The 19,035-nt window shown below is 53.3% G+C and carries 17 protein-coding genes; 10 read left to right on the top strand and 7 right to left on the bottom strand.

What is annotated here, in order from left to right:
• The 5 genes from caiA to caiE all read left to right on the top strand — a co-directional run bounded on the left by caiA (position 1) and on the right by caiE (position 5,579).
• Entirely contained in the window at positions 1-1,143 is a 1,143-nt protein-coding gene (gene caiA, locus HV229_RS21255; RefSeq protein WP_003018898.1) for a crotonobetainyl-CoA dehydrogenase, read from the top strand.
• A 105-nt stretch (positions 1,144-1,248) separates the two neighbouring features.
• A complete protein-coding gene (gene caiB, locus HV229_RS21260; protein ID WP_016155668.1) occupies positions 1,249-2,466 on the top strand; it encodes an L-carnitine CoA-transferase in 1,218 nt (405 codons plus the stop codon).
• Between the two features lie 62 nt (positions 2,467-2,528).
• The gene (caiC, locus tag HV229_RS21265; protein ID WP_181546325.1) at positions 2,529-4,082 is read left to right on the top strand and encodes a crotonobetaine/carnitine-CoA ligase; all 1,554 of its coding nucleotides are present in this window, start codon (positions 2,529-2,531) and stop codon (positions 4,080-4,082) included.
• A 54-nt stretch (positions 4,083-4,136) separates the two neighbouring features.
• Positions 4,137-4,922 carry a crotonobetainyl-CoA hydratase gene (gene caiD / locus HV229_RS21270; RefSeq protein ID WP_000004376.1) on the top strand — a complete coding sequence of 262 codons (786 nt, stop codon included), beginning with the start codon at positions 4,137-4,139 and terminating at the stop codon, positions 4,920-4,922.
• Positions 4,923-4,982: 60 nt separating this feature from the next.
• Entirely contained in the window at positions 4,983-5,579 is a 597-nt protein-coding gene (gene caiE, locus HV229_RS21275) for a carnitine operon protein CaiE (protein WP_047358347.1), read from the top strand.
• A gap of 42 nt (positions 5,580-5,621) precedes the next feature.
• Here caiE and caiF read toward each other — a convergent pair whose 3' ends face one another.
• From caiF to HV229_RS21300, 5 genes are all read right to left on the bottom strand, one after another.
• Positions 5,622-6,017: a carnitine metabolism transcriptional regulator CaiF gene (caiF, locus tag HV229_RS21280; protein ID WP_016151651.1), complete on the bottom strand. Its 396-nt coding sequence runs from the start codon at positions 6,015-6,017 to the stop codon at positions 5,622-5,624.
• Positions 6,018-6,289: 272 nt separating this feature from the next.
• Positions 6,290-9,517 carry a carbamoyl-phosphate synthase large subunit gene (carB, locus tag HV229_RS21285; protein ID WP_047498316.1) on the bottom strand — a complete coding sequence of 1,076 codons (3,228 nt, stop codon included), beginning with the start codon at positions 9,515-9,517 and terminating at the stop codon, positions 6,290-6,292.
• 17 nt (positions 9,518-9,534) lie between these two features.
• Positions 9,535-10,683: a glutamine-hydrolyzing carbamoyl-phosphate synthase small subunit gene (carA, locus tag HV229_RS21290; RefSeq protein WP_103283466.1), complete on the bottom strand. Its 1,149-nt coding sequence runs from the start codon at positions 10,681-10,683 to the stop codon at positions 9,535-9,537.
• A 455-nt stretch (positions 10,684-11,138) separates the two neighbouring features.
• Entirely contained in the window at positions 11,139-11,960 is an 822-nt protein-coding gene (dapB, locus tag HV229_RS21295) for a 4-hydroxy-tetrahydrodipicolinate reductase (RefSeq protein WP_016151648.1), read from the bottom strand.
• Positions 11,961-12,093: 133 nt separating this feature from the next.
• On the bottom strand, positions 12,094-13,101 hold the full coding sequence (locus HV229_RS21300; protein ID WP_016151647.1) for a LacI family DNA-binding transcriptional regulator: 1,008 nt from the start codon (positions 13,099-13,101) through the stop codon (positions 12,094-12,096).
• A 187-nt stretch (positions 13,102-13,288) separates the two neighbouring features.
• On the opposite strand from HV229_RS21300, the gene HV229_RS21305 reads away from it, so the two are divergent.
• The 5 genes from HV229_RS21305 to HV229_RS21325 are packed head-to-tail and all read left to right on the top strand — an operon-like array spanning position 13,289 to position 17,602.
• Positions 13,289-15,034, top strand: a complete 1,746-nt coding sequence (locus tag HV229_RS21305) for a class I mannose-6-phosphate isomerase (RefSeq protein WP_016155664.1) — start codon at positions 13,289-13,291, stop codon at positions 15,032-15,034.
• Positions 15,035-15,038: 4 nt separating this feature from the next.
• A complete protein-coding gene (locus HV229_RS21310) occupies positions 15,039-15,467 on the top strand; it encodes a PTS fructose transporter subunit IIA (RefSeq protein WP_047358350.1) in 429 nt (142 codons plus the stop codon).
• Between the two features lie 11 nt (positions 15,468-15,478).
• A complete protein-coding gene (locus HV229_RS21315) occupies positions 15,479-15,973 on the top strand; it encodes a PTS sugar transporter subunit IIB (protein WP_003837349.1) in 495 nt (164 codons plus the stop codon).
• Between the two features lie 10 nt (positions 15,974-15,983).
• On the top strand, positions 15,984-16,784 hold the full coding sequence (locus HV229_RS21320) for a PTS sugar transporter subunit IIC (protein ID WP_016151644.1): 801 nt from the start codon (positions 15,984-15,986) through the stop codon (positions 16,782-16,784).
• Positions 16,784-17,602: a PTS system mannose/fructose/sorbose family transporter subunit IID gene (locus tag HV229_RS21325; RefSeq protein ID WP_016151643.1), complete on the top strand. Its 819-nt coding sequence runs from the start codon at positions 16,784-16,786 to the stop codon at positions 17,600-17,602. The genes HV229_RS21320 and HV229_RS21325 overlap by 1 nt, the downstream gene beginning before the upstream one ends.
• A gap of 41 nt (positions 17,603-17,643) precedes the next feature.
• Here HV229_RS21325 and HV229_RS21330 read toward each other — a convergent pair whose 3' ends face one another.
• Together HV229_RS21330 and HV229_RS21335 are read right to left on the bottom strand one after the other, a co-directional pair.
• Positions 17,644-18,426, bottom strand: a complete 783-nt coding sequence (locus tag HV229_RS21330) for a glucose-6-phosphate isomerase family protein (protein ID WP_047414458.1) — start codon at positions 18,424-18,426, stop codon at positions 17,644-17,646.
• The gene (locus HV229_RS21335) at positions 18,419-18,982 is read right to left on the bottom strand and encodes a glucose-6-phosphate isomerase family protein (RefSeq protein WP_181546327.1); all 564 of its coding nucleotides are present in this window, start codon (positions 18,980-18,982) and stop codon (positions 18,419-18,421) included. The genes HV229_RS21330 and HV229_RS21335 overlap by 8 nt, the downstream gene beginning before the upstream one ends.
• Positions 18,983-19,035 lie beyond the last annotated feature (53 nt).

Below are 19,035 nucleotides of genomic sequence, written 5' to 3' on the forward strand. Positions count from 1 at the left end.
ATGGATTTCAACTTAAATGACGAGCAGGAGCTGTTTGTCGCCGGTATTCGTGAATTGATGGCCAGTGAGAACTGGGAAGCTTATTTTGCCGAGTGCGATCGTGACAGCGTCTACCCTGAGCGTTTTGTAAAAGCGCTGGCGGATATGGGCATTGATAGTCTGTTGATCCCGGAAGAACACGGTGGTCTGGAAGCGGGTTTTGTTACCGTCGCTGCCGTCTGGATGGAGCTGGGTCGTCTTGGTGCGCCAACTTACGTGTTGTACCAATTGCCGGGCGGTTTTAACACTTTTCTGCGTGAAGGTACCCAAGAGCAGATTGATAAAATCATGGCATTCCAGGGCACCGGTAAGCAGATGTGGAACTCAGCCATCACCGAACCGGGAGCGGGATCGGATGTTGGCAGCCTGAAAACCACTTATACACGTAAAAATGGTAAGGTTTATCTTAATGGCAGTAAGTGCTTTATCACCAGTAGCGCCTATACCCCGTACATCGTGGTTATGGCGAGAGATGGTGCATCGCCGGATAAACCTGTTTACACCGAGTGGTTCGTTGACATGAGCAAAGCGGGTATAAAGGTCAACAAGCTGGAGAAACTCGGTCTGCGCATGGATAGCTGCTGTGAAATCACCTTTGACGACGTTGAACTGGACGAGAAAGACATGTTCGGTCGGGAAGGTAATGGTTTCAACCGCGTGAAAGAAGAGTTCGATCATGAACGCTTCCTTGTCGCACTGACCAACTACGGTACGGCAATGTGCGCTTTTGAAGACGCCGCGCGCTACGCCAATCAGCGCGTGCAGTTTGGCGAAACGATCGGCCGTTTCCAGCTGATTCAGGAGAAGTTCGCGCATATGGCGATCAAACTGAATTCCATGAAAAACATGCTGCTTGAAGCGGCATGGAAAGCGGATAACGGCACCATTACTTCGGGCGATGCGGCAATGTGCAAATACTTCTGCGCCAACGCCGCGTTTGAAGTGGTCGATACCGCCATGCAGGTGCTGGGCGGTGTAGGTATCGCGGGTAACCATCGCATCACGCGTTTCTGGCGCGATCTACGCGTTGACCGTGTTTCTGGTGGCTCTGATGAAATGCAGATCCTGACGTTGGGTCGTGCGGTACTCAAGCAATACCGCTAATTCAGCACGATTCGTAGGCCGGATAAGGCGTTTACGCCGCCATCCGGCAACATGCCCGGTGGCGCTGCGCCTACCGGGCCTACAAAAAATGCCAGGAGCAAAATTATGAATCATTTACCAATGCCAACCTTTGGCCCACTTGCCGGGGTACGCGTGGTTTTTTCAGGGATCGAAATTGCCGGCCCGTTCGCCGGACAGATGTTCGCCGAATGGGGTGCTGAGGTTATCTGGATTGAAAACGTCGCATGGGCCGATACCATCCGCGTGCAACCTAACTATCCACAGCTCTCACGCCGTAACCTGCACGCCCTGTCGCTGAATATTTTCAAAGATGAAGGCCGGGAAGCGTTTCTGAAGCTCATGGAAACCACCGATATTTTCATTGAAGCCAGTAAAGGCCCGGCCTTTGCTCGCCGCGGCATTACCGATGATGTGCTGTGGGAACATAACCCAAAACTGGTTATCGCCCACCTTTCCGGCTTCGGCCAGTTTGGTACCGAGGAGTACACCAATCTTCCGGCATATAACACCATCGCGCAGGCGTTCAGCGGCTATCTGATCCAAAACGGTGATGTTGATCAGCCGATGCCGGCCTTCCCGTACACCGCCGATTACTTCTCCGGGATGACCGCAACGACAGCAGCGCTGGCAGCCCTGCACAAAGTACGCGAAACGGGTAAGGGTGAAAGCATTGATATCGCCATGTACGAAGTGATGCTGCGTATGGGTCAGTACTTCATGATGGACTACTTCAACGGCGGCGAAATTTGTCCACGCATGACCAAAGGCAAAGACCCGTATTACGCTGGCTGCGGTCTCTATAAATGCGCCGATGGCTATATCGTCATGGAGCTGGTCGGCATCACGCAAATCAACGAGTGCTTCAATGATATTGGCCTCGCCCACATTCTTGGCACACCGGAAGTCCCGGAAGGTACCCAGCTTATCCATCGCGTGGAATGCCCTTACGGCCCGCTCGTGGAAGAGAAACTGGATGCCTGGCTGGCAACGCACACCATCGCCGAAGTCCAGGCGCGCTTTGCTGAGCTGAATATCGCCTGCGCGAAGGTACTGACCATTCCTGAACTGGAAGGCAACCCGCAGTACGTTGCCCGTGAATCCATTACTCAGTGGCAAACGATGGACGGCCGCACCTGCAAAGGGCCGAACATCATGCCGAAATTTAAAAACAACCCGGGGAAAATCTGGCGTGGCATGCCGTCACACGGCATGGATACCGCCGCCATTCTGAAAAACATTGGTTATAGCGAAGCAGACATAAATGAGCTGGTCGGCAAAGGCCTGGCCAGAGTTGAGGAATAAACGCGACGCGCTGACCCGCTGGTTGGTTAGCGCTCACGCCTGATTTCAGTGGATAAAGCATTATGGATATCGTTGGCGGACAAAACTTACGTCAGATGTGGGACGACCTGGCCGGGGTGTACGGAGATAAAACGGCGTTAATTTTCGAATCCTGCGAAGGAATCGTTCGGCAGTATAGCTATGCCTCGCTCAATGAAGAGATAAACCGCACGGCGAACCTTTTCCATTCCTTAGGGGTCCGCAAGGGCGACAAGGTCGCATTGCATCTGGATAACTGTCCGGAATTTATCTTTTGCTGGTTTGGACTGGCAAAAATTGGCGCCATTATGGTGCCGATTAATGCCCGCTTGCTGGGCGAAGAGAGCGCCTGGATCCTGCAAAACAGCCAGGTGAGCCTGCTGGTCACCAGTGCCGAGTTTTATCCTATGTACCGCCAGATACGGCTGGAAAATACCACTCCGCTTAATCATATCTGTCTGATTGGCGAGCAGCTTCCGGTTGACGACGGCGTGAGCCACTTTACCCAACTGCAAGCCCACCAGTCGACTAATCTGTGCTATACGCCTGCGTTATCCACTGACGATACGGCGGAAATTCTGTTTACCTCAGGCACCACCTCGCGGCCTAAAGGGGTGGTGATTACCCACTACAACCTGCGCTTTGCGGGCTACTACACCTCCTGGCAAATCGCTCTGCGCGATGATGACGTCTATATGACGGTGATGCCCGCTTTTCATATCGACTGTCAGTGTACGGCTGCCATGGCTGCCTTCTCCGCAGGCAGCACCTTTGTGCTGGTGGAGAAGTACAGCGCCAGGGCGTTCTGGGATCAGGTGCGTAGATATCAGGCGACGGTCACCGAATGCATCCCGATGATGATCAGAACGCTGATGGTCCAACCCGCAGCCCCAACGGACAGACAGCATCACCTGCGCGAAGTGATGTTCTATCTCAATTTATCCGAACAGGAAAAAGATGCCTTTATCGACCGCTTTGGCGTCAGACTGCTGACCTCCTACGGCATGACCGAAACCATCGTGGGCATTATTGGCGATCGCCCTGGAGACAAACGGCGCTGGCCTTCTATTGGTCGCGTGGGTTTTAGCTATGAAGCCGAAATCCGTGACGATCACAACCGTCCCCTGCCCGCCGGAGAAATTGGCGAAATCTGCATTAAAGGCGTGCCGGGAAAAACAATCTTCAAAGAGTACTACGCGCAACCCGACGCTACTGCCAAAGCGCTGGAACCTGAAGGGTGGTTACATACCGGTGATTCGGGTTACCAGGATGCGGACGGTTTTTTTTATTTCGTCGACAGACGCTGCAACATGATTAAACGCGGTGGGGAAAATGTCTCCTGCGTCGAGCTGGAAAATATTATTTCTGCGCATCCGAAAATTCAGGACATTGTGGTTGTCGGTATTAAAGACTCGATCCGTGATGAAGCCATTAAAGCTTTTGTCGTCCTTAATGAGGGCGAAACATTAAGCGAAGCTGAGTTCTTCAGCTTCTGCGAAAACAATATGGCGAAATTCAAGGTTCCTTCTTTTATGGAGATAAGAACCGACCTGCCGCGCAATTGTTCAGGAAAAATAATCAAAAAAAATCTGAAATAACCCTTCCGGTCGGAATTCCTCCGGCCGGGAAACCTAATTATCTGGAGATGAACTATGAGTGAATCATTACATCTGACCCGTAACGGCCCGATCCTGGAAATTACCCTTGACCGGCCTAAAGCCAATGCCATTGACGCTAAAACCAGCTTTGCAATGGGGGAAGCTTTTCTTAATTTTCGTGATGACCCGGAATTACGCGTAGCAATTATCACCGGCGGCGGAGAGAAATTCTTTTCTGCGGGCTGGGACTTAAAAGCGGCGGCCGAAGGTGAAGCGCCAGATGCCGATTTTGGCCCAGGCGGCTTCGCCGGTTTAACCGAAATTTTCGACCTCGATAAGCCGGTCATCGCCGCGGTAAACGGCTACGCGTTTGGCGGCGGTTTTGAGCTGGCGCTGGCGGCGGATTTTATCGTCTGTGCGGAAAATGCCAGCTTCGCGCTGCCGGAAGCAAAACTCGGGATCGTGCCTGACAGCGGCGGCGTACTGCGTTTACCTAAACTGCTGCCACCGGCAATCGTCAACGAAATGGTGATGACCGGCAGACGAATGAGCGCCGAAGAAGCACTGCGCTGGGGCATCGTCAACCGCGTTGTCAGCCAGAGCGAACTGATGGATAGCGCGCGCGAACTGGCGCAGCAGTTGGTGAATAGCGCCCCGCTGGCTATCGCCGCGCTGAAAGAGATTTACCGTGCGACCAGCGAAATGCCGGTGGAAGAAGGCTACCGGTACATCCGCAGCGGTGTGCTGAAGCACTATCCATCGGTGCTGCACTCGGAAGATGCGCTCGAAGGACCACAGGCATTTGCGGAAAAACGCGATCCGGTATGGAAAGGTCGTTAATGTGCCTATGCCGGATAAGGTATTTACGCCGCAATCCGGCAATAAAACCGAGATAAGACAATGAGCTATTACGCCTTTGAGGGCCTGATTCCGGTGGTACATCCGGATGCCTATGTCCATCCCAGCGCTGTGCTGATTGGCGATGTCATCGTGGGGGCCGGGGTTTATATTGGTCCACACGCCTCATTGCGCGGTGACTATGGTCGCCTGATTCTGGAAGCCGGTTCTAACCTGCAGGATGGCTGCATCATGCACGGCTACTGCGACACCGACACTATCGTGCATGAGAATGGACACATCGGCCATGGCGCAATCCTGCACGGCTGCGTGGTGGGCAGAGATGCGCTGATTGGCATGAACAGCGTGATTATGGACGGCGCGGTGATTGGCGAAGAGAGCATTGTCGCTGCCATGAGCTTTGTCAAAGCCGGATTTCAGGGAGAGGCAAGGCAGATGCTGGTTGGTTCACCGGTTCGCGTACTGCGTGAAGTCACGGACCAGGAGCTGCACTGGAAACGGCTGAACACCAAAGAGTATCAGGACCTTGCAATCCGCTGCCAAACAGGACTACACGAAACCTTGCCATTAACGCAGGTCGAAAAAAACCGGCCGCGCCTGAAAGGCACGACGGACGTAAAGCCAAAATCAGCACGGTAATTTATGCCGGAGAAGCGCTCACGCCGATCCGGCAAATCACCATTATCGACGCATGCTCTTGGAGAGCATCATCTGCCATTTCTGCTCACGGTTAAGCTCTGTTGGGGGAACCGCTGGCAGTCGCGGCGTTTTCGCCACACTCACCTTTTTTTCCTGCAAATTGTGATTCAAGCGTCTGTAGAGATGAGAATCAATACTGATGACTTTCACCAAACGCTGGCACTGGCAGCCGCGACCTGCAATTTGATTAGGGATCATCTTAACTTCACAAACAATTTCTCCCACTTCCGACAGAATATAAGAGAGCGTATTAATTGCTTTGCAGTGTTCAATATCAAAATGGCGGGAAATTTCCTTTGCTGTGATCCAACGATCTTCAGCCATCATCCAGTCAGCAATTAACAAATAAAGCGGTCTTTCAACATATTTTTCACACATAAGCACACCATTTCACAAATTAAAAATCTGGCTACGGCCTGTCCAAATTAATAAAAACTAAGCCATATTAAAATTGTGGATATAATGGATAGTATGCGACTTGAATGTTGATTAGTGTGAGCAACATCGTGCTTATTACATTGAAAATGTGGTTATGAAAGCACGGTTGGCCAGGAATGACCTTATGAGAGATAAAAAAGGGTTTCTTTACAGAAACCCTTTCCAAATTATATTGCAGGCCCGGTTAGCGCAATTATCACCGGGCCTTTTTTTTATGACTTTTTGATCTGCGCGTGCATTTCCTGAACCGAGGTCACCTTCTCGGTAGCATCGGCATTCAGCGCCATCGCCGTTGCGAAACCGCCGTTCAGGGTGGTGTCATAATGCACTTTGTACTGCAGTGCGCTGCGGCGAATGAGCTTGGAGTCTTCAATCGCCTGACGGCCTTCGGTAGTGTTGATGATGTAAGTGTACTCGCCATTCTTGATACGGTCCTGAATGTGCGGACGGCCTTCATGCACCTTGTTCACCAGACGTGGATTGATACCGGCTTCGCCCAGCACAATCGCGGTGCCGTGCGTCGCATCCAACTCGAAACCAAACTTCAGCAGCTTCGCCGCCAGGTCAACCACGCGCTCTTTATCGCCTTCGCGAACGGAGAGCAGCGCACGACCCTGTTTTTTCATGGTGGAGCTGCTGCCGAGCTGTGCCTTGGCGAACGCTTCCGCGAAGGTACGACCCACGCCCATCACCTCACCAGTAGAGCGCATTTCTGGCCCTAACAGCGGATCAACGCCCGGGAACTTGTTGAACGGCAGCACCACTTCTTTTACCGAGTAGTACGGCGGGATAACTTCTTTGGTGACGCCCTGCTGTGCCAGCGTTTTCCCGGCCATCACGCGCGCCGCGACTTTCGCCAGCGGTACGCCCGTTGCCTTGGAGACGAACGGAACGGTACGCGCCGCACGCGGGTTCACTTCAATCAGGTAAACTTCGTTATTCTTCACCGCAAACTGGACGTTCATCAGACCGCGAACCTGCAGTTCGAAGGCCAGTTTCTGCACCTGCTGGCGCATCACATCCTGAATTTCCTGGCTCAGGGTATACGCAGGCAGAGAACATGCGGAGTCACCGGAGTGCACGCCCGCCTGTTCGATGTGCTCCATGATACCGCCAATCAGCACCATTTCGCCGTCGCAGATGGCGTCCACGTCCACTTCCACCGCGTCATCAAGGAAACGGTCCAGCAGTACCGGCGCATCGTTAGAAACGCTGACCGCAGTCTGGAAGTAGCGACGCAGGTCGGCTTCGTCGTAGACGATTTCCATCGCGCGGCCGCCGAGAACGTAGGACGGACGCACCACCAGCGGGTAACCAATCTCTTTCGCCTTCTCAACCGCCATTTCAATGGCGGTCACGGTGGCGTTCGCCGGTTGTTTCAGCTTCAGACGGTCAACCGCCTGCTGGAAGCGTTCACGGTCTTCCGCACGGTCGATAGCATCCGGGCTGGTGCCGATAACCGGCACGCCTGCCGCTTCCAGCGCGCGCGCCAGCTTCAGCGGAGTCTGGCCGCCGTACTGCACGATAACGCCTTTCGGCTTCTCGATGCGCACGATTTCCAGCACGTCTTCCAGCGTTACCGGCTCGAAGTACAGACGGTCGGAGGTATCGTAGTCGGTAGAAACGGTTTCTGGGTTACAGTTGACCATGATGGTCTCGTAACCGTCTTCACGCAGCGCCAGCGAGGCGTGTACGCAGCAGTAGTCGAATTCAATGCCCTGACCGATACGGTTTGGACCACCGCCCAGCACCATAATCTTGTCACGATCCTGAGTTGGATTCGCTTCGCACTCGTCTTCATAAGTGGAGTACATGTAAGCGGTGTCGGTGGCAAATTCTGCCGCGCAGGTATCCACGCGCTTGTAGACCGGGTGCAGGTTATATTGGTCACGCAGCTTGCGGATTTCCGCTTCGCGTACGCCGGCCAGCTTCGCCAGACGCGCATCGGCGAAACCTTTGCGCTTCAGTACGCGCAAGAAGTCAGCGTCGAGGCCGTTGATGCCAAGGTCTGTGACTTTTTCTTCCAGGCGCACCAGTTCTTCAATCTGCACCAGGAACCAGCGGTCGATGTTGGTCAGGTTGAACACGCCATCGACGGACAGGCCAGCACGGAAAGCATCGGCGATGTACCAGATACGCTCGGCGCCTGCGTCTTTCAGCTCGCGGCGGATTTTGGTCAGCGCTTCCGGGTCATCCAGACTTACTTTCGGGTCGAAGCCGGTCGCGCCCACTTCCAGACCGCGCAGCGCTTTTTGCAGAGACTCTTGCTGGGTGCGGCCAATCGCCATCACTTCACCGACAGATTTCATCTGGGTGGTCAGACGGTCGTTAGCGCCAACAAATTTCTCGAAGTTGAAGCGTGGAATTTTCGTCACAACGTAGTCGATGGACGGCTCAAACGAAGCCGGAGTCCGCCCGCCGGTGATGTCATTCATCAGTTCGTCGAGGGTGTAACCTACCGCCAGCTTGGCTGCGACTTTAGCAATCGGGAAGCCGGTTGCTTTGGACGCCAGAGCCGAGGAGCGTGAGACGCGCGGGTTCATCTCGATAACAATCAGACGACCGTTTTTCGGGTTTACCGCAAACTGGACGTTAGAACCACCGGTTTCAACGCCGATTTCACGCAGTACCGCCATCGAGGCGTTACGCATGATTTGATATTCTTTGTCGGTCAGCGTCTGGGCTGGCGCAACGGTGATGGAGTCACCGGTATGGATGCCCATCGCGTCGAAGTTTTCGATGGAGCAGACGATGATGCAGTTGTCGTTTTTATCACGTACCACTTCCATCTCGTACTCTTTCCAGCCAATCAGCGATTCATCAATCAGCAGTTCGTTGGTTGGGGAAAGATCCAGACCGCGTTCGCAAATTTCTTCAAACTCTTCGCGGTTGTAGGCGATACCGCCGCCGGTGCCCCCCATGGTGAAGGACGGACGGATAATGCACGGGAAGCCTACGTCAGCGGCAACCGCCAGCGCCTCTTCCATAGTGTGAGCGATGCCTGAACGTGCGGTATCGAGACCGATTTTTTTCATCGCGATGTCGAAGCGACGACGGTCTTCCGCTTTATCAATGGCATCCGCCGTCGCGCCAATCATGGTCACGCCGAACTCAGCCAGTACGCCCTGGCGTTCCAGCTCCAGCGCACAGTTCAGCGCCGTCTGACCGCCCATGGTTGGCAGCACCGCATCCGGGCGCTCTTTCTCAATGATTTTGCGTACCACTTCCCAGTGAATCGGCTCGATGTAGGTGGCATCGGCCATTTCCGGGTCGGTCATGATTGTCGCCGGGTTAGAGTTCACCAGAATAACGCGGTAACCCTCTTCACGCAGGGCTTTACAAGCCTGCGCGCCGGAATAGTCAAACTCACACGCCTGACCGATAACGATCGGACCCGCGCCCAGAATCAGGATACTTTTTATGTCTGTACGTTTTGGCATGGCTCTTTTACTCCTGATTATTTCGCGGACTGACGGTATTGCTCAATTAACTCGATAAAGTGGTCGAACAGCGGCGCAGCGTCGTGTGGACCCGGGCTTGCTTCAGGGTGCCCCTGGAAGCTGAACGCCGGTTTGTCGGTACGATGAATCCCCTGCAGGGTGCCGTCGAACAGCGACTTGTGGGTCACGCGCAGGTTGGCAGGCATGGAGGCCTCCTCGACCGCAAAACCGTGGTTCTGAGCGGTGATCATCACGGTGTTGTTATCAATATCTTTTACCGGATGGTTGCCGCCGTGGTGGCCAAACTTCATCTTAATGGTCTTCGCACCGCTTGCCAGCGCCAGCAGCTGATGGCCGAGGCAGATGCCAAATACCGGAATATCGGTTTCGAGGAATTTCTGAATCGCGGTAATCGCGTAGTCGCACGGCGCCGGATCGCCAGGACCGTTGGACAGGAAGATACCGTCCGGATTCATCTTCAGAACATCTTCAGCAGAGGTTTTCGCCGGCACAACCGTCAGGCGGCAGCCGCGATCCGCTAACATACGCAGAATGTTACGTTTAGCGCCAAAATCGTAGGCCACTACGTGGAACGGCAGTTCATCGGCGGATTTAGCTTCCGGCAGGTCACCGGCCAGCGTCCAGCTTCCTTGCGTCCAACTATAAGGCTCCGCGGTGGTCACTTCTTTCGCCAGATCCATACCGTTCAGACCTGGGAAGGCTTTCGCTTTTTCCAGCGCCAGCGCCGCATCCGGGTTATCACCCGCGATAATGCAGCCGTTCTGTGCGCCCTTTTCACGCAGCAAACGCGTCAGCTTACGGGTATCGATATCGGCAATTGCCACAATATTATGGCGTTTGAGGTAAGAAGAGAGGTCTTCGGTATCGCGGAAGTTGCTGGCAATCAGCGGCAGGTCGCGGATGACCAGGCCTTGCGCATGTACTTGAGAAGATTCTGCATCGGCTTCATTGGTGCCGACATTACCGATATGAGGATAAGTAAGAGTGACGATTTGGCGGGAATAGGAAGGATCAGTGAGGATTTCTTGATAACCGGTCATTGAAGTATTGAAAACGACTTCCCCAACCGCCGAACCTGTTGCCCCTATGGCCCGACCGTGAAACTGGGTTCCGTCTTCCAGAACCAATAGCGCTGACTTAATCAAAACACCCTCCAGAGAATATTCACTCACTTTATTTGCATATTAATTCATTAACACCTCATGAATCAATGCAAATTTGCTTACCTATGGATTTCTGGCAAACGGCGGCATTCTAGAGATAGCCCACGTAAAAGTCTACCCAAAAGGGCATTTTTTATTATTATTTTACGCCACTGAGATAAAACACACGATTTAACAGGCAAAAAGATCAGCTAACTTGGGGTGGAAAACGCTTGCGGAAGATAAAGAGTGTAAAAACAGGAAGCGCGATAGATAAAAGTGGACCATTTGGTCAAAATTTACATTGAAATAACAAAATAACCCTGCAAAACATCAACAAATAGGTCATTAAATAAAAAATCAAATTAAAAAGCGAAAAATAAAAGGGCAATAAAATATTGCCCTATGTAATCAAATAGTTATGATTACAATAACCACATCACGAAGGGTAATAAAAGTTATAAACTGCGTAAATCAAGCACATCTTTCATATCAAAAAGACCGTTTGACTTTGATTTCAGCCAAATTGCCGATCGTACTGCGCCATTGGCAAAGGTCATACGGCTGGAGGCTTTATGCGTGATCTCAATGCGCTCGCCAATATCGGCAAACATCGCGGTATGCTCACCAACGATATCTCCCGCCCGCACCGTGGCAAAACCGATCGTACCGGGTACGCGCTCACCGGTGTAACCTTCACGCGAATAGACGGCACACTCTTTTAAATCTTTATCCAGCGCCCCGGCAATCGCCTCCCCCATCGCCAGCGCAGTGCCTGACGGCGCATCCACTTTATGACGGTGATGGGCTTCAATAATCTCAATATCGGTGTAATCACCCATCACTTTCGCCGCCTTCTCCAGCAGCTTAAGCATGACGTTAACGCCAACGCTAAAGTTCGCGGCGAAAACGATAGCAATATCCTGCGCAGCATCACGAATAGCCTGTTTGCCCGCGTCATCAAAACCGGTGGTGCCAATCACCATCCCTTTACCGTGCTGGCGGCAAAACGCCAGATGCGCCAGCGTGCCTTCCGGGCGAGTAAAATCGATGAAAACATCAAAATCATCTTTCACCGCCTCAAGACTACTTTGCACGGTAACGCCCGTTTTACCGGCTCCCGCTAATTCTCCGGCATCGCTTCCCAGCAAAGAAGAACCTTCGCGCTCCAGCGCCGCGCCGAGCTGTACGCCATCCATGCCAAGAGTGGCCTGAATCAACTGACGCCCCATGCGCCCTCCGGCTCCCGCGATGGCAACGCGGATTTGTGCATCATGCATAGCTATTCTCTTTTGTTAATTTTACGTAAATCGTTTTCAGATTAACCAGCACATCGCTGCGCCGCCAGCCGAAAACGTCGATAATTAGAATTTAATGATAAACAGGGAGAGATATCAGTAAAAGGCATGACGATCAGCGAAAACCACATGATTCTCTGACCACCAGCGCAGGTGGCAGAATAATGCGTTTCGGAGGTTCGTCATTTCCCTGAATGCGACTATAAAGTAGCTCCCCAGCCTTGCGACCTATCTCTTTTGCGGCCACCGACACGGTGGTGAGCGCAGGTTGTACCAGCGCCGCCTCGGTGATGTCATCGAACCCCACCAGCGCAAAATCGCGCCCTGGTTCACGCCCCATTTTACGTAATGCCTGCATAACCCCAAGCGCCACAATATCCTGATAACAAACGGCGGCGGTAATTTCCGGGAACCGCATAAGAAGCGACTCTGCCACTTTTGCGCCGTCAATCTGGCTGGCCTGCGTCGCCACTATCCATTGCGGATTCGGCGATATTCCCTGCTCCAGCAACGTGCTGGTGAATCCACCGATACGCTGTGCCCGGCTCCCGGAACTTGGGCTACCACCGATAAACGCAATATTCTTATGCCCCATTTTGACTAAATGGGTGGTGGCCATTTGCGTACCGAGAAAGTTATCGGTTCCCACAAAATCAAAATCAGGATCGCTAAGAGGGCGAACCACCATGATGGCGGGAATATTGCGCCTTTTCAGCGCCTCGAAGAAGGAGGTCGGTGTTTCGCGCGCCGCGCAGAGCACCATGCCGCAGGCATTATTGCGCATCAACGAGTCGACAAATTTTTGCTGCCGCTCCCCTGACTCTTCACTGTTTGCCAGAAACAGAAGCAGGTCATGCCGCTCCATCTCATGGCTTAGCCCTGCAGTCATCTCACCGTAAAAAGGGTTAGTGATATCGTGTAACAACAATCCGACCTGATTACTGCTCCGGTTACGCAGGTTGGCGGCGGTTTGATTATAAACATAGCCGGCATCGTCCAGCGCTTTGAGCACCCTGTCACGTGTGGCCTGAGAAATGCGCCCCCGGTTACGCAACACCATTGAAACGGTTGCCGTGGAGACTCCCGCGCGTTCAGCAACCTGCGCCAGCGTGACTGTAGTCATGACCTCTCCTGTTTATTTCGAAGGTTAATCGAATAACCGAAATATTGCCTTTTTACGTGTGATTCACATCACGCTAACGTGCATTTCACCGCACTGGATTCTGATTATGGCGGGTTAATCGCGTTAACCACACTATGAAAATAAGGTTAATCGATTAATCTTAAATAAGCCAACACGGAGACAGAATATGCGTACAACCTATAATAAATTCCCTGAGGTTAACGTTCAGGGCTATGACAACCACGCCTGGCAGGGTTGGTCGTCAATTCATTCAGTGCTTAACACCAGGGTTTCTACCGCCGCCAAAACCGTATTGATCGTGGATTGCTATCCGGGCGTGCGGCTTGACGAGCTGGAGCAACAGCTTGTTACGACATTAGATACCGCACTGGTGCTAAATATTGAATCCGCCCGCCGCGATGAGCAGGCCCTGCATGATTTACTGGCGCGTAACCTTACCGACGATCGCGTATTCGGCGTTCTCTCCTGTCATCACCTGGATGAATTTTTTGATAGCGACAAACTCAGCCAACTCCGCCAACAGATTGATGCCGTTACCACAGGGCTGGTTGTCGTGTACGGCTCGGGCGCTGCGCTGGCACACCCTGGTGACGTACTGGTTTATGCCGATCTTCCGCGCTGGGAAATTCAACAGCGTATGCGTCATAACGGGCTGGGTAACTGGGGTGCAGAAAACCAGGATGAAGATATTCTTCGTCGTTACAAACGTGCTTTTTTCATTGAATGGCGGGTATTCGACAAACACAAAACGCCGTTACTCAAACGCGCCGATTATTTGCTCGATACCACGGTAGAAAATAGTCCCGCGATGGTCAGCGGCGACGCGTTACGCGCCGGTCTGCAACAAACCACCGAACAACCGTTTCGCGTTGCCCCTTTCTTTGACCCAGGCGTCTGGGGCGGGCAATGGATGAAACAACGCTTCGATCTCGATCCCTCAGCCCCCAATTACGCGTGGTGTTTTGATTGCGTGCCCGAGGAAAACAGCCTGTTACTGCGTTTTGGCAACGTGCGGATCGAGATCCCCTCTCAGGATCTGGTGCTGACCTGTCCCCGCCCCCTGCTGGGTGAAAAAGTTCACGCACGCTTTGGCGCGGAATTCCCGATCCGTTTTGACTTCCTCGACACTATTGGCGGCCAGAATTTGAGTTTTCAGGTTCATCCGCTCACTGAGTACATTCAACAGCAGTTTGGTATGCACTATACCCAGGATGAGAGCTATTACATTCTCGAAGCCGAGCCGGACGCCGTGGTGTATCTCGGGACCAAAACCGGGATCGCACCGCAGGATATGCTCGACGACCTCCGGGCCGCGGGTCGTGGCGAAAAAACCTTTGATGATGAACGATTCGTTAACCAGATCCCTGCACATAAACACGATCACTTCCTGATCCCTGCCGGAACCGTACACTGCTCGGGTGCAGGAACCATGGTGCTGGAGATCAGCGCAACGCCCTATATCTTCACCTTCAAGCTGTGGGATTGGGGCCGCTTAGGGTTAGACGGCTTACCGCGTCCGGTGCATCTGGATCACGGTCAGCAGGTTATTGACTGGCAGCGCGACACGCAATGGGTGCACGACAACCTCGTCAACCGTATTGAACCCCTTGCTGAAGGGGAGGGTTGGCGGGAAGAAAGAACCGGAATGCACGAACGCGAATTTATCGAAACGCGTCGCCATTGGTTTACGGCACCGGTCACTCACCATACCCATGGCGGCGTCAACGTCCTGAACCTGGTCGAAGGTGCGCAGGCCGTTGTTGAAAGCCCGAGCGGCGCGTTTCCCCCGTTTGTCGTCAACTATGCAGAGACCTTTATCATCCCTGCCGCCGTCGGAGAATATCGTATTTCGCCGTTTGGCAAAGGCGTCGGTCAACAGCTCGCCACGATTAAAGCCTGGGTTAGAGGATAAGCGCATGATTAACGTAATTGTTGCCACCCATGGTCCCCTGGCGGACGCGCTTCTCGCCAGCGGTCGTATGGTTTATGGAGAATTACCGCATATTTACCCCGTCACGCTGAGTGAACAGGCAGGTATCGAAGGGTTTAAAGCGACGTTCTCACAGGTTCTCACCAGTGCCGGAAAAGACGCTGACGGCGTACTGGTGCTGTGTGACATGCAAAGCGGTACGCCGTGGAATGTCGCCTGTCATCATGCTTTTTCTTCACAAACGGTTCCTCCCGTTGCCGTCGTAGCGGGGGTCAATTTCCCGATGCTGTTACAAAGCGAGGAGATTTGCCATTTAACGGATGTTCACGCCGCAGCCGTCGAGCTGTTGGCGCTGACGATACCCACGCTGATTAAAGCCGCCCCGGTTTTATCCGTTCAGTCCGACGATTTTTAAAGGAAAACACTATGAGTATTTCTTTTGTACGTATCGATGACCGCGTAATCCATGGGCAGCTCGTGACACGTTGGGCCAAAGAGCTGCCCTGTGATGGGATCGTTGCTATAGACGACGCCGTCGCGGCCGACCCTTTGCTCTCTTCGGTGATGAAAGGCGCCGTACAGGACACCAAAGTTTGGTTGTTTGATACGGCCACCGCGATTGAAAAATTGCCAAAAGTCATTGCCAGCGAGAAACGTTATTTCGTCATTGGCAAATCACCCGTCACGCTCAAACGCATTGAAGAAGCAGGTATCAGCCTGAAAAATGCCAACGGCAAGATTAATGTAGGTCCGATGAGCGCGCGTGCTGATACCACCACCATCGGCCCGAATCAGTCGGTCAACGGGGATGAAATTGCCGCCTTTGACTGGCTGACGCAACATGGGCACCTGGTTGAGTTTCGCCTGGTTCCTGATGCCAGTTGCTACAGCTGGCAGGACGCACGTCAGAAGCTGAAATAAGGAGCGCACGATGATTATCGAAGCTACGTTGATTGGCATACTTTGCTATCTCGGCGCCCTCAGCAGTCCCTGGCTTCTGGGGCTGACCGGCGGCTGGTATCTGATCACCCGCCCGCTGATTTCTGGAATGCTGGTCGGGATTATTCTCGGCGACATTAAAACCGGGATCATGATTGGCGTCGCGGTTCAGGCGGTATATATCGCGATGGTAACGCCTGGCGGTTCGATGCCGGCCGATCTCAACTTTGTCGCTTACCCCGCAATCGCTTTAGGGATCCTTTCAGGAAAAGGCCCCGAGGTCGCGGTCGCGCTGGCGGCGACCATCGGTATCGCCGGAACCATTTTGTTTAACGCGATGATGGTACTGAACTCTTTCTGGAATCACCGGGCAGATGTGGCGCTGGAACGGGGCGACGAACGCGGTATTTACCTGAACAGCGCCATCTGGCCACAGGTGACAAACTTTGTCCTGCGTTTTGTGCCAACTTTTATTGCGGTTTACTTCGGCGCGCAATACATCAGCGGTTTTATGGACAGCTTGCCGAAAATAGTTCTGTCAACGATGAACGTACTGGGCGGCATTTTACCCGCCGTCGGGATCGCGATTTTGCTGAAGCAGATCATCAAAAACTACACCATGCTGATCTACTTCCTCGTCGGTTTTGTCTGCATCGTATTTTTAAAACTCAACATGGTCGCGCTGGTGATCGTCGGTTCGCTGTTGGCGTTGATCCATTACAACTACAAACCGGAACCGCCGCAGGCCGCGAATGCAAAGTCGGTAGCCGATGATGATGAGGATGAATTCTGATGGAAGAACGTACACTTACGCGTAAAGATCTTCGCCGCTGCTGGCGCGCATGGATGATGCACAACTTGTCATCGATGAGTTTTGAACGTCTGGAATCTTTTGGCTTTTGTCTGAGTATGCTTCCGGTGGCGAAAAAGCTCTATCCCGACGCAGCCCAACGTACTGAAATGCTGCGCCGTCATGCCTCATTCTATAATACGGAACCCCAGATAGGCGCGATCGTAAACGGCATGGTGCTGGGGCTGGAGGAGAAAAAAGCGAACGGTGAGCCGATCGATGGGGAGACCATCAATACCCTGAAGGTTGGCCTGATGGGCCCTATTGCCGGGATCGGCGATTCAATGATCCCTGGCATGCTGATCCCTATCCTGCTCAGCATCGGCATGGCCCTGGCGGCCGGCGGTAACATTCTCGGGCCGCTGTTTTATACCGTTGCCTGGCTGGCCATCATCATTCCCGGTTCGTGGTTCTTGTTCCTGAAAGGCTACAAAATGGGTTCTGGCTCGGTGGAAATGCTGGTGAGCAGCAAGTCTGCCCGTCTGCGTGAAGCGTTATCGCTGCTGGGTGTGTTTGTCATGGGGGGCGTGGCGGCCAGCTACGTTAAGCTTGGCACCGGGCTGGAGTTTATTACCAAAGATGGGGTGAATATCCATGTTCAACAGATGCTGGACGGTATCTTCCCGCAGTTACTGCCGCTGATTGTGGTGCTTGGTACCTGGTATCTGATGGCCAAGCGCGGTGTATCACCAGTGAAAGCGATGATTTTACTGTTGATACTGGCCGCCCTCGGCGTCGCCACGGGCCTGTTTGCGGGATAACACAAAGAAAACGGTACAACCGGGGCTATGCCCCGGTTTTTTTATGGATGAAAGTTTTGCCATAGCTCGGGGTGCTTGTCCGGGCGTGAGATAAATTGGAAACGCGCCGGGTCCTCGATGAATTGTTGATAAACAGGTGCGGAGGTAATCGAGAATTCCGTATATTGTCTGGGCGTAACGGCCTGCAGTCGTCCAGGGATGTAACGCGGATTATGCTGCCAGATAACGTTGTTGCCCTGCAGCAGCGGATACCATGCCAGTCCTTTATGCGCACGCACAGCGTCGTACTCAAAACCATATTCACGATCGCACCACGCGCCAAAGGTTAACGGTACATCCGGGTCTGCGGATATAGTCGCATGCCCCCAACCGGGTGGTACCAACACTTTCTCACCGGGTCCGGCAATTACAGCAAAACAGCGGCCTGGGTCGTCCTCAACATATTCCTGCATATAAATGATCGCTTTTCCCTGCCAGATTTCATAAAGCTCCGGCGGAGACCAGCCGCTGTGCTGACTAATACGATGAATATGTCCCTGACTACGCACCGGCTCTTCTCCCAGCCGTCCCGCCGCATAGGTCACCACACCAAACAACAGCATCCGCTTTTTCAACTCTTCGCGATCCTGCATTCGCGCCACATCCATCGCTATGGCATACACCTCTTGCGGCCCTTCACAGTGCGGATCGCGCAGCGAGGCGCGAATCTGGTCGAGTTGACGAATCTCCGGCATCGGCCCGGTAACCTCATCCCCATAGCTAAAACCAAGCGGGTGATGATGGACCGTCATATCCAGGCCGTAAGAATGCGCTAAGTCACCCATTCTGTACCTCCTTCGCCTGAACCGTCTTATTTTCCTCAAAGACCCTTATTCTGAAGCCGCTGGCGAGCGCTGCATAATCATGACCCGCAATCCCTGGCCATACGGCGAGCGCCGACAGAACCTCTTCCCCGGTGTTGATTAACCGATGCGCGGTAAAGCCGGGGATAATGTGGACAGATCCCGCGAATACTTTTTCCAGCCTCGCCTCGCCCTGCTCAGTTTGCAACAGCAGCAAACCGGTGCCACGCAGACCAAAATAGACTTCCCCCTGTTCGCGGCGCGCATGGAAATGCCCGCGGGTCATAAAATACTCACAGCCGACCCGGCCAGGGTAAAGATGGGTAACACCGGTGTAGAGTTCACCTTCAGCGGGAGAGGTATCCAGCATCTCGACGTCATACACGACCTGCTCGCCAACCAGCTGTTGACGGGCGTGTTCATCGGCAAAAACGTCTGGAAGATCCTCAATACGGGTGGATTTACGCAATAACAGGCCATCAGCTAAAGCGCCGCTTGCCCACGCCACCTGCGGTGGCTGGATAAAAGAAAGGTTCATATGTGTCTCCGGCCCGAGGAGAACAACAGGATCAGATTAGCAGATTAATCGAT

Source organism: Citrobacter sp. RHBSTW-00524 (assembly GCF_013747755.1).
In the GTDB taxonomy this organism is placed as follows: domain Bacteria; phylum Pseudomonadota; class Gammaproteobacteria; order Enterobacterales; family Enterobacteriaceae; genus Citrobacter; species Citrobacter braakii.

Coding starts and splice junctions, on each gene's coding strand:
- caiA (WP_003018898.1), top strand. CDS start 1: ATGGATTTCAACTTAAATGACGAGCAGGAGCTGTTTGTCGCCGGTATT.
- caiB (WP_016155668.1), top strand. CDS start 1,249: ATGAATCATTTACCAATGCCAACCTTTGGCCCACTTGCCGGGGTACGC.
- caiC (WP_181546325.1), top strand. CDS start 2,529: ATGGATATCGTTGGCGGACAAAACTTACGTCAGATGTGGGACGACCTG.
- caiD (WP_000004376.1), top strand. CDS start 4,137: ATGAGTGAATCATTACATCTGACCCGTAACGGCCCGATCCTGGAAATT.
- caiE (WP_047358347.1), top strand. CDS start 4,983: ATGAGCTATTACGCCTTTGAGGGCCTGATTCCGGTGGTACATCCGGAT.
- caiF (WP_016151651.1), bottom strand. CDS start 6,017: ATGTGTGAAAAATATGTTGAAAGACCGCTTTATTTGTTAATTGCTGAC.
- carB (WP_047498316.1), bottom strand. CDS start 9,517: ATGCCAAAACGTACAGACATAAAAAGTATCCTGATTCTGGGCGCGGGT.
- dapB (WP_016151648.1), bottom strand. CDS start 11,960: ATGCATGATGCACAAATCCGCGTTGCCATCGCGGGAGCCGGAGGGCGC.
- HV229_RS21300 (WP_016151647.1), bottom strand. CDS start 13,101: ATGACTACAGTCACGCTGGCGCAGGTTGCTGAACGCGCGGGAGTCTCC.
- HV229_RS21305 (WP_016155664.1), top strand. CDS start 13,289: ATGCGTACAACCTATAATAAATTCCCTGAGGTTAACGTTCAGGGCTAT.
- HV229_RS21310 (WP_047358350.1), top strand. CDS start 15,039: ATGATTAACGTAATTGTTGCCACCCATGGTCCCCTGGCGGACGCGCTT.
- HV229_RS21315 (WP_003837349.1), top strand. CDS start 15,479: ATGAGTATTTCTTTTGTACGTATCGATGACCGCGTAATCCATGGGCAG.
- HV229_RS21320 (WP_016151644.1), top strand. CDS start 15,984: ATGATTATCGAAGCTACGTTGATTGGCATACTTTGCTATCTCGGCGCC.
- HV229_RS21325 (WP_016151643.1), top strand. CDS start 16,784: ATGGAAGAACGTACACTTACGCGTAAAGATCTTCGCCGCTGCTGGCGC.
- HV229_RS21330 (WP_047414458.1), bottom strand. CDS start 18,426: ATGGGTGACTTAGCGCATTCTTACGGCCTGGATATGACGGTCCATCAT.
- HV229_RS21335 (WP_181546327.1), bottom strand. CDS start 18,982: ATGAACCTTTCTTTTATCCAGCCACCGCAGGTGGCGTGGGCAAGCGGC.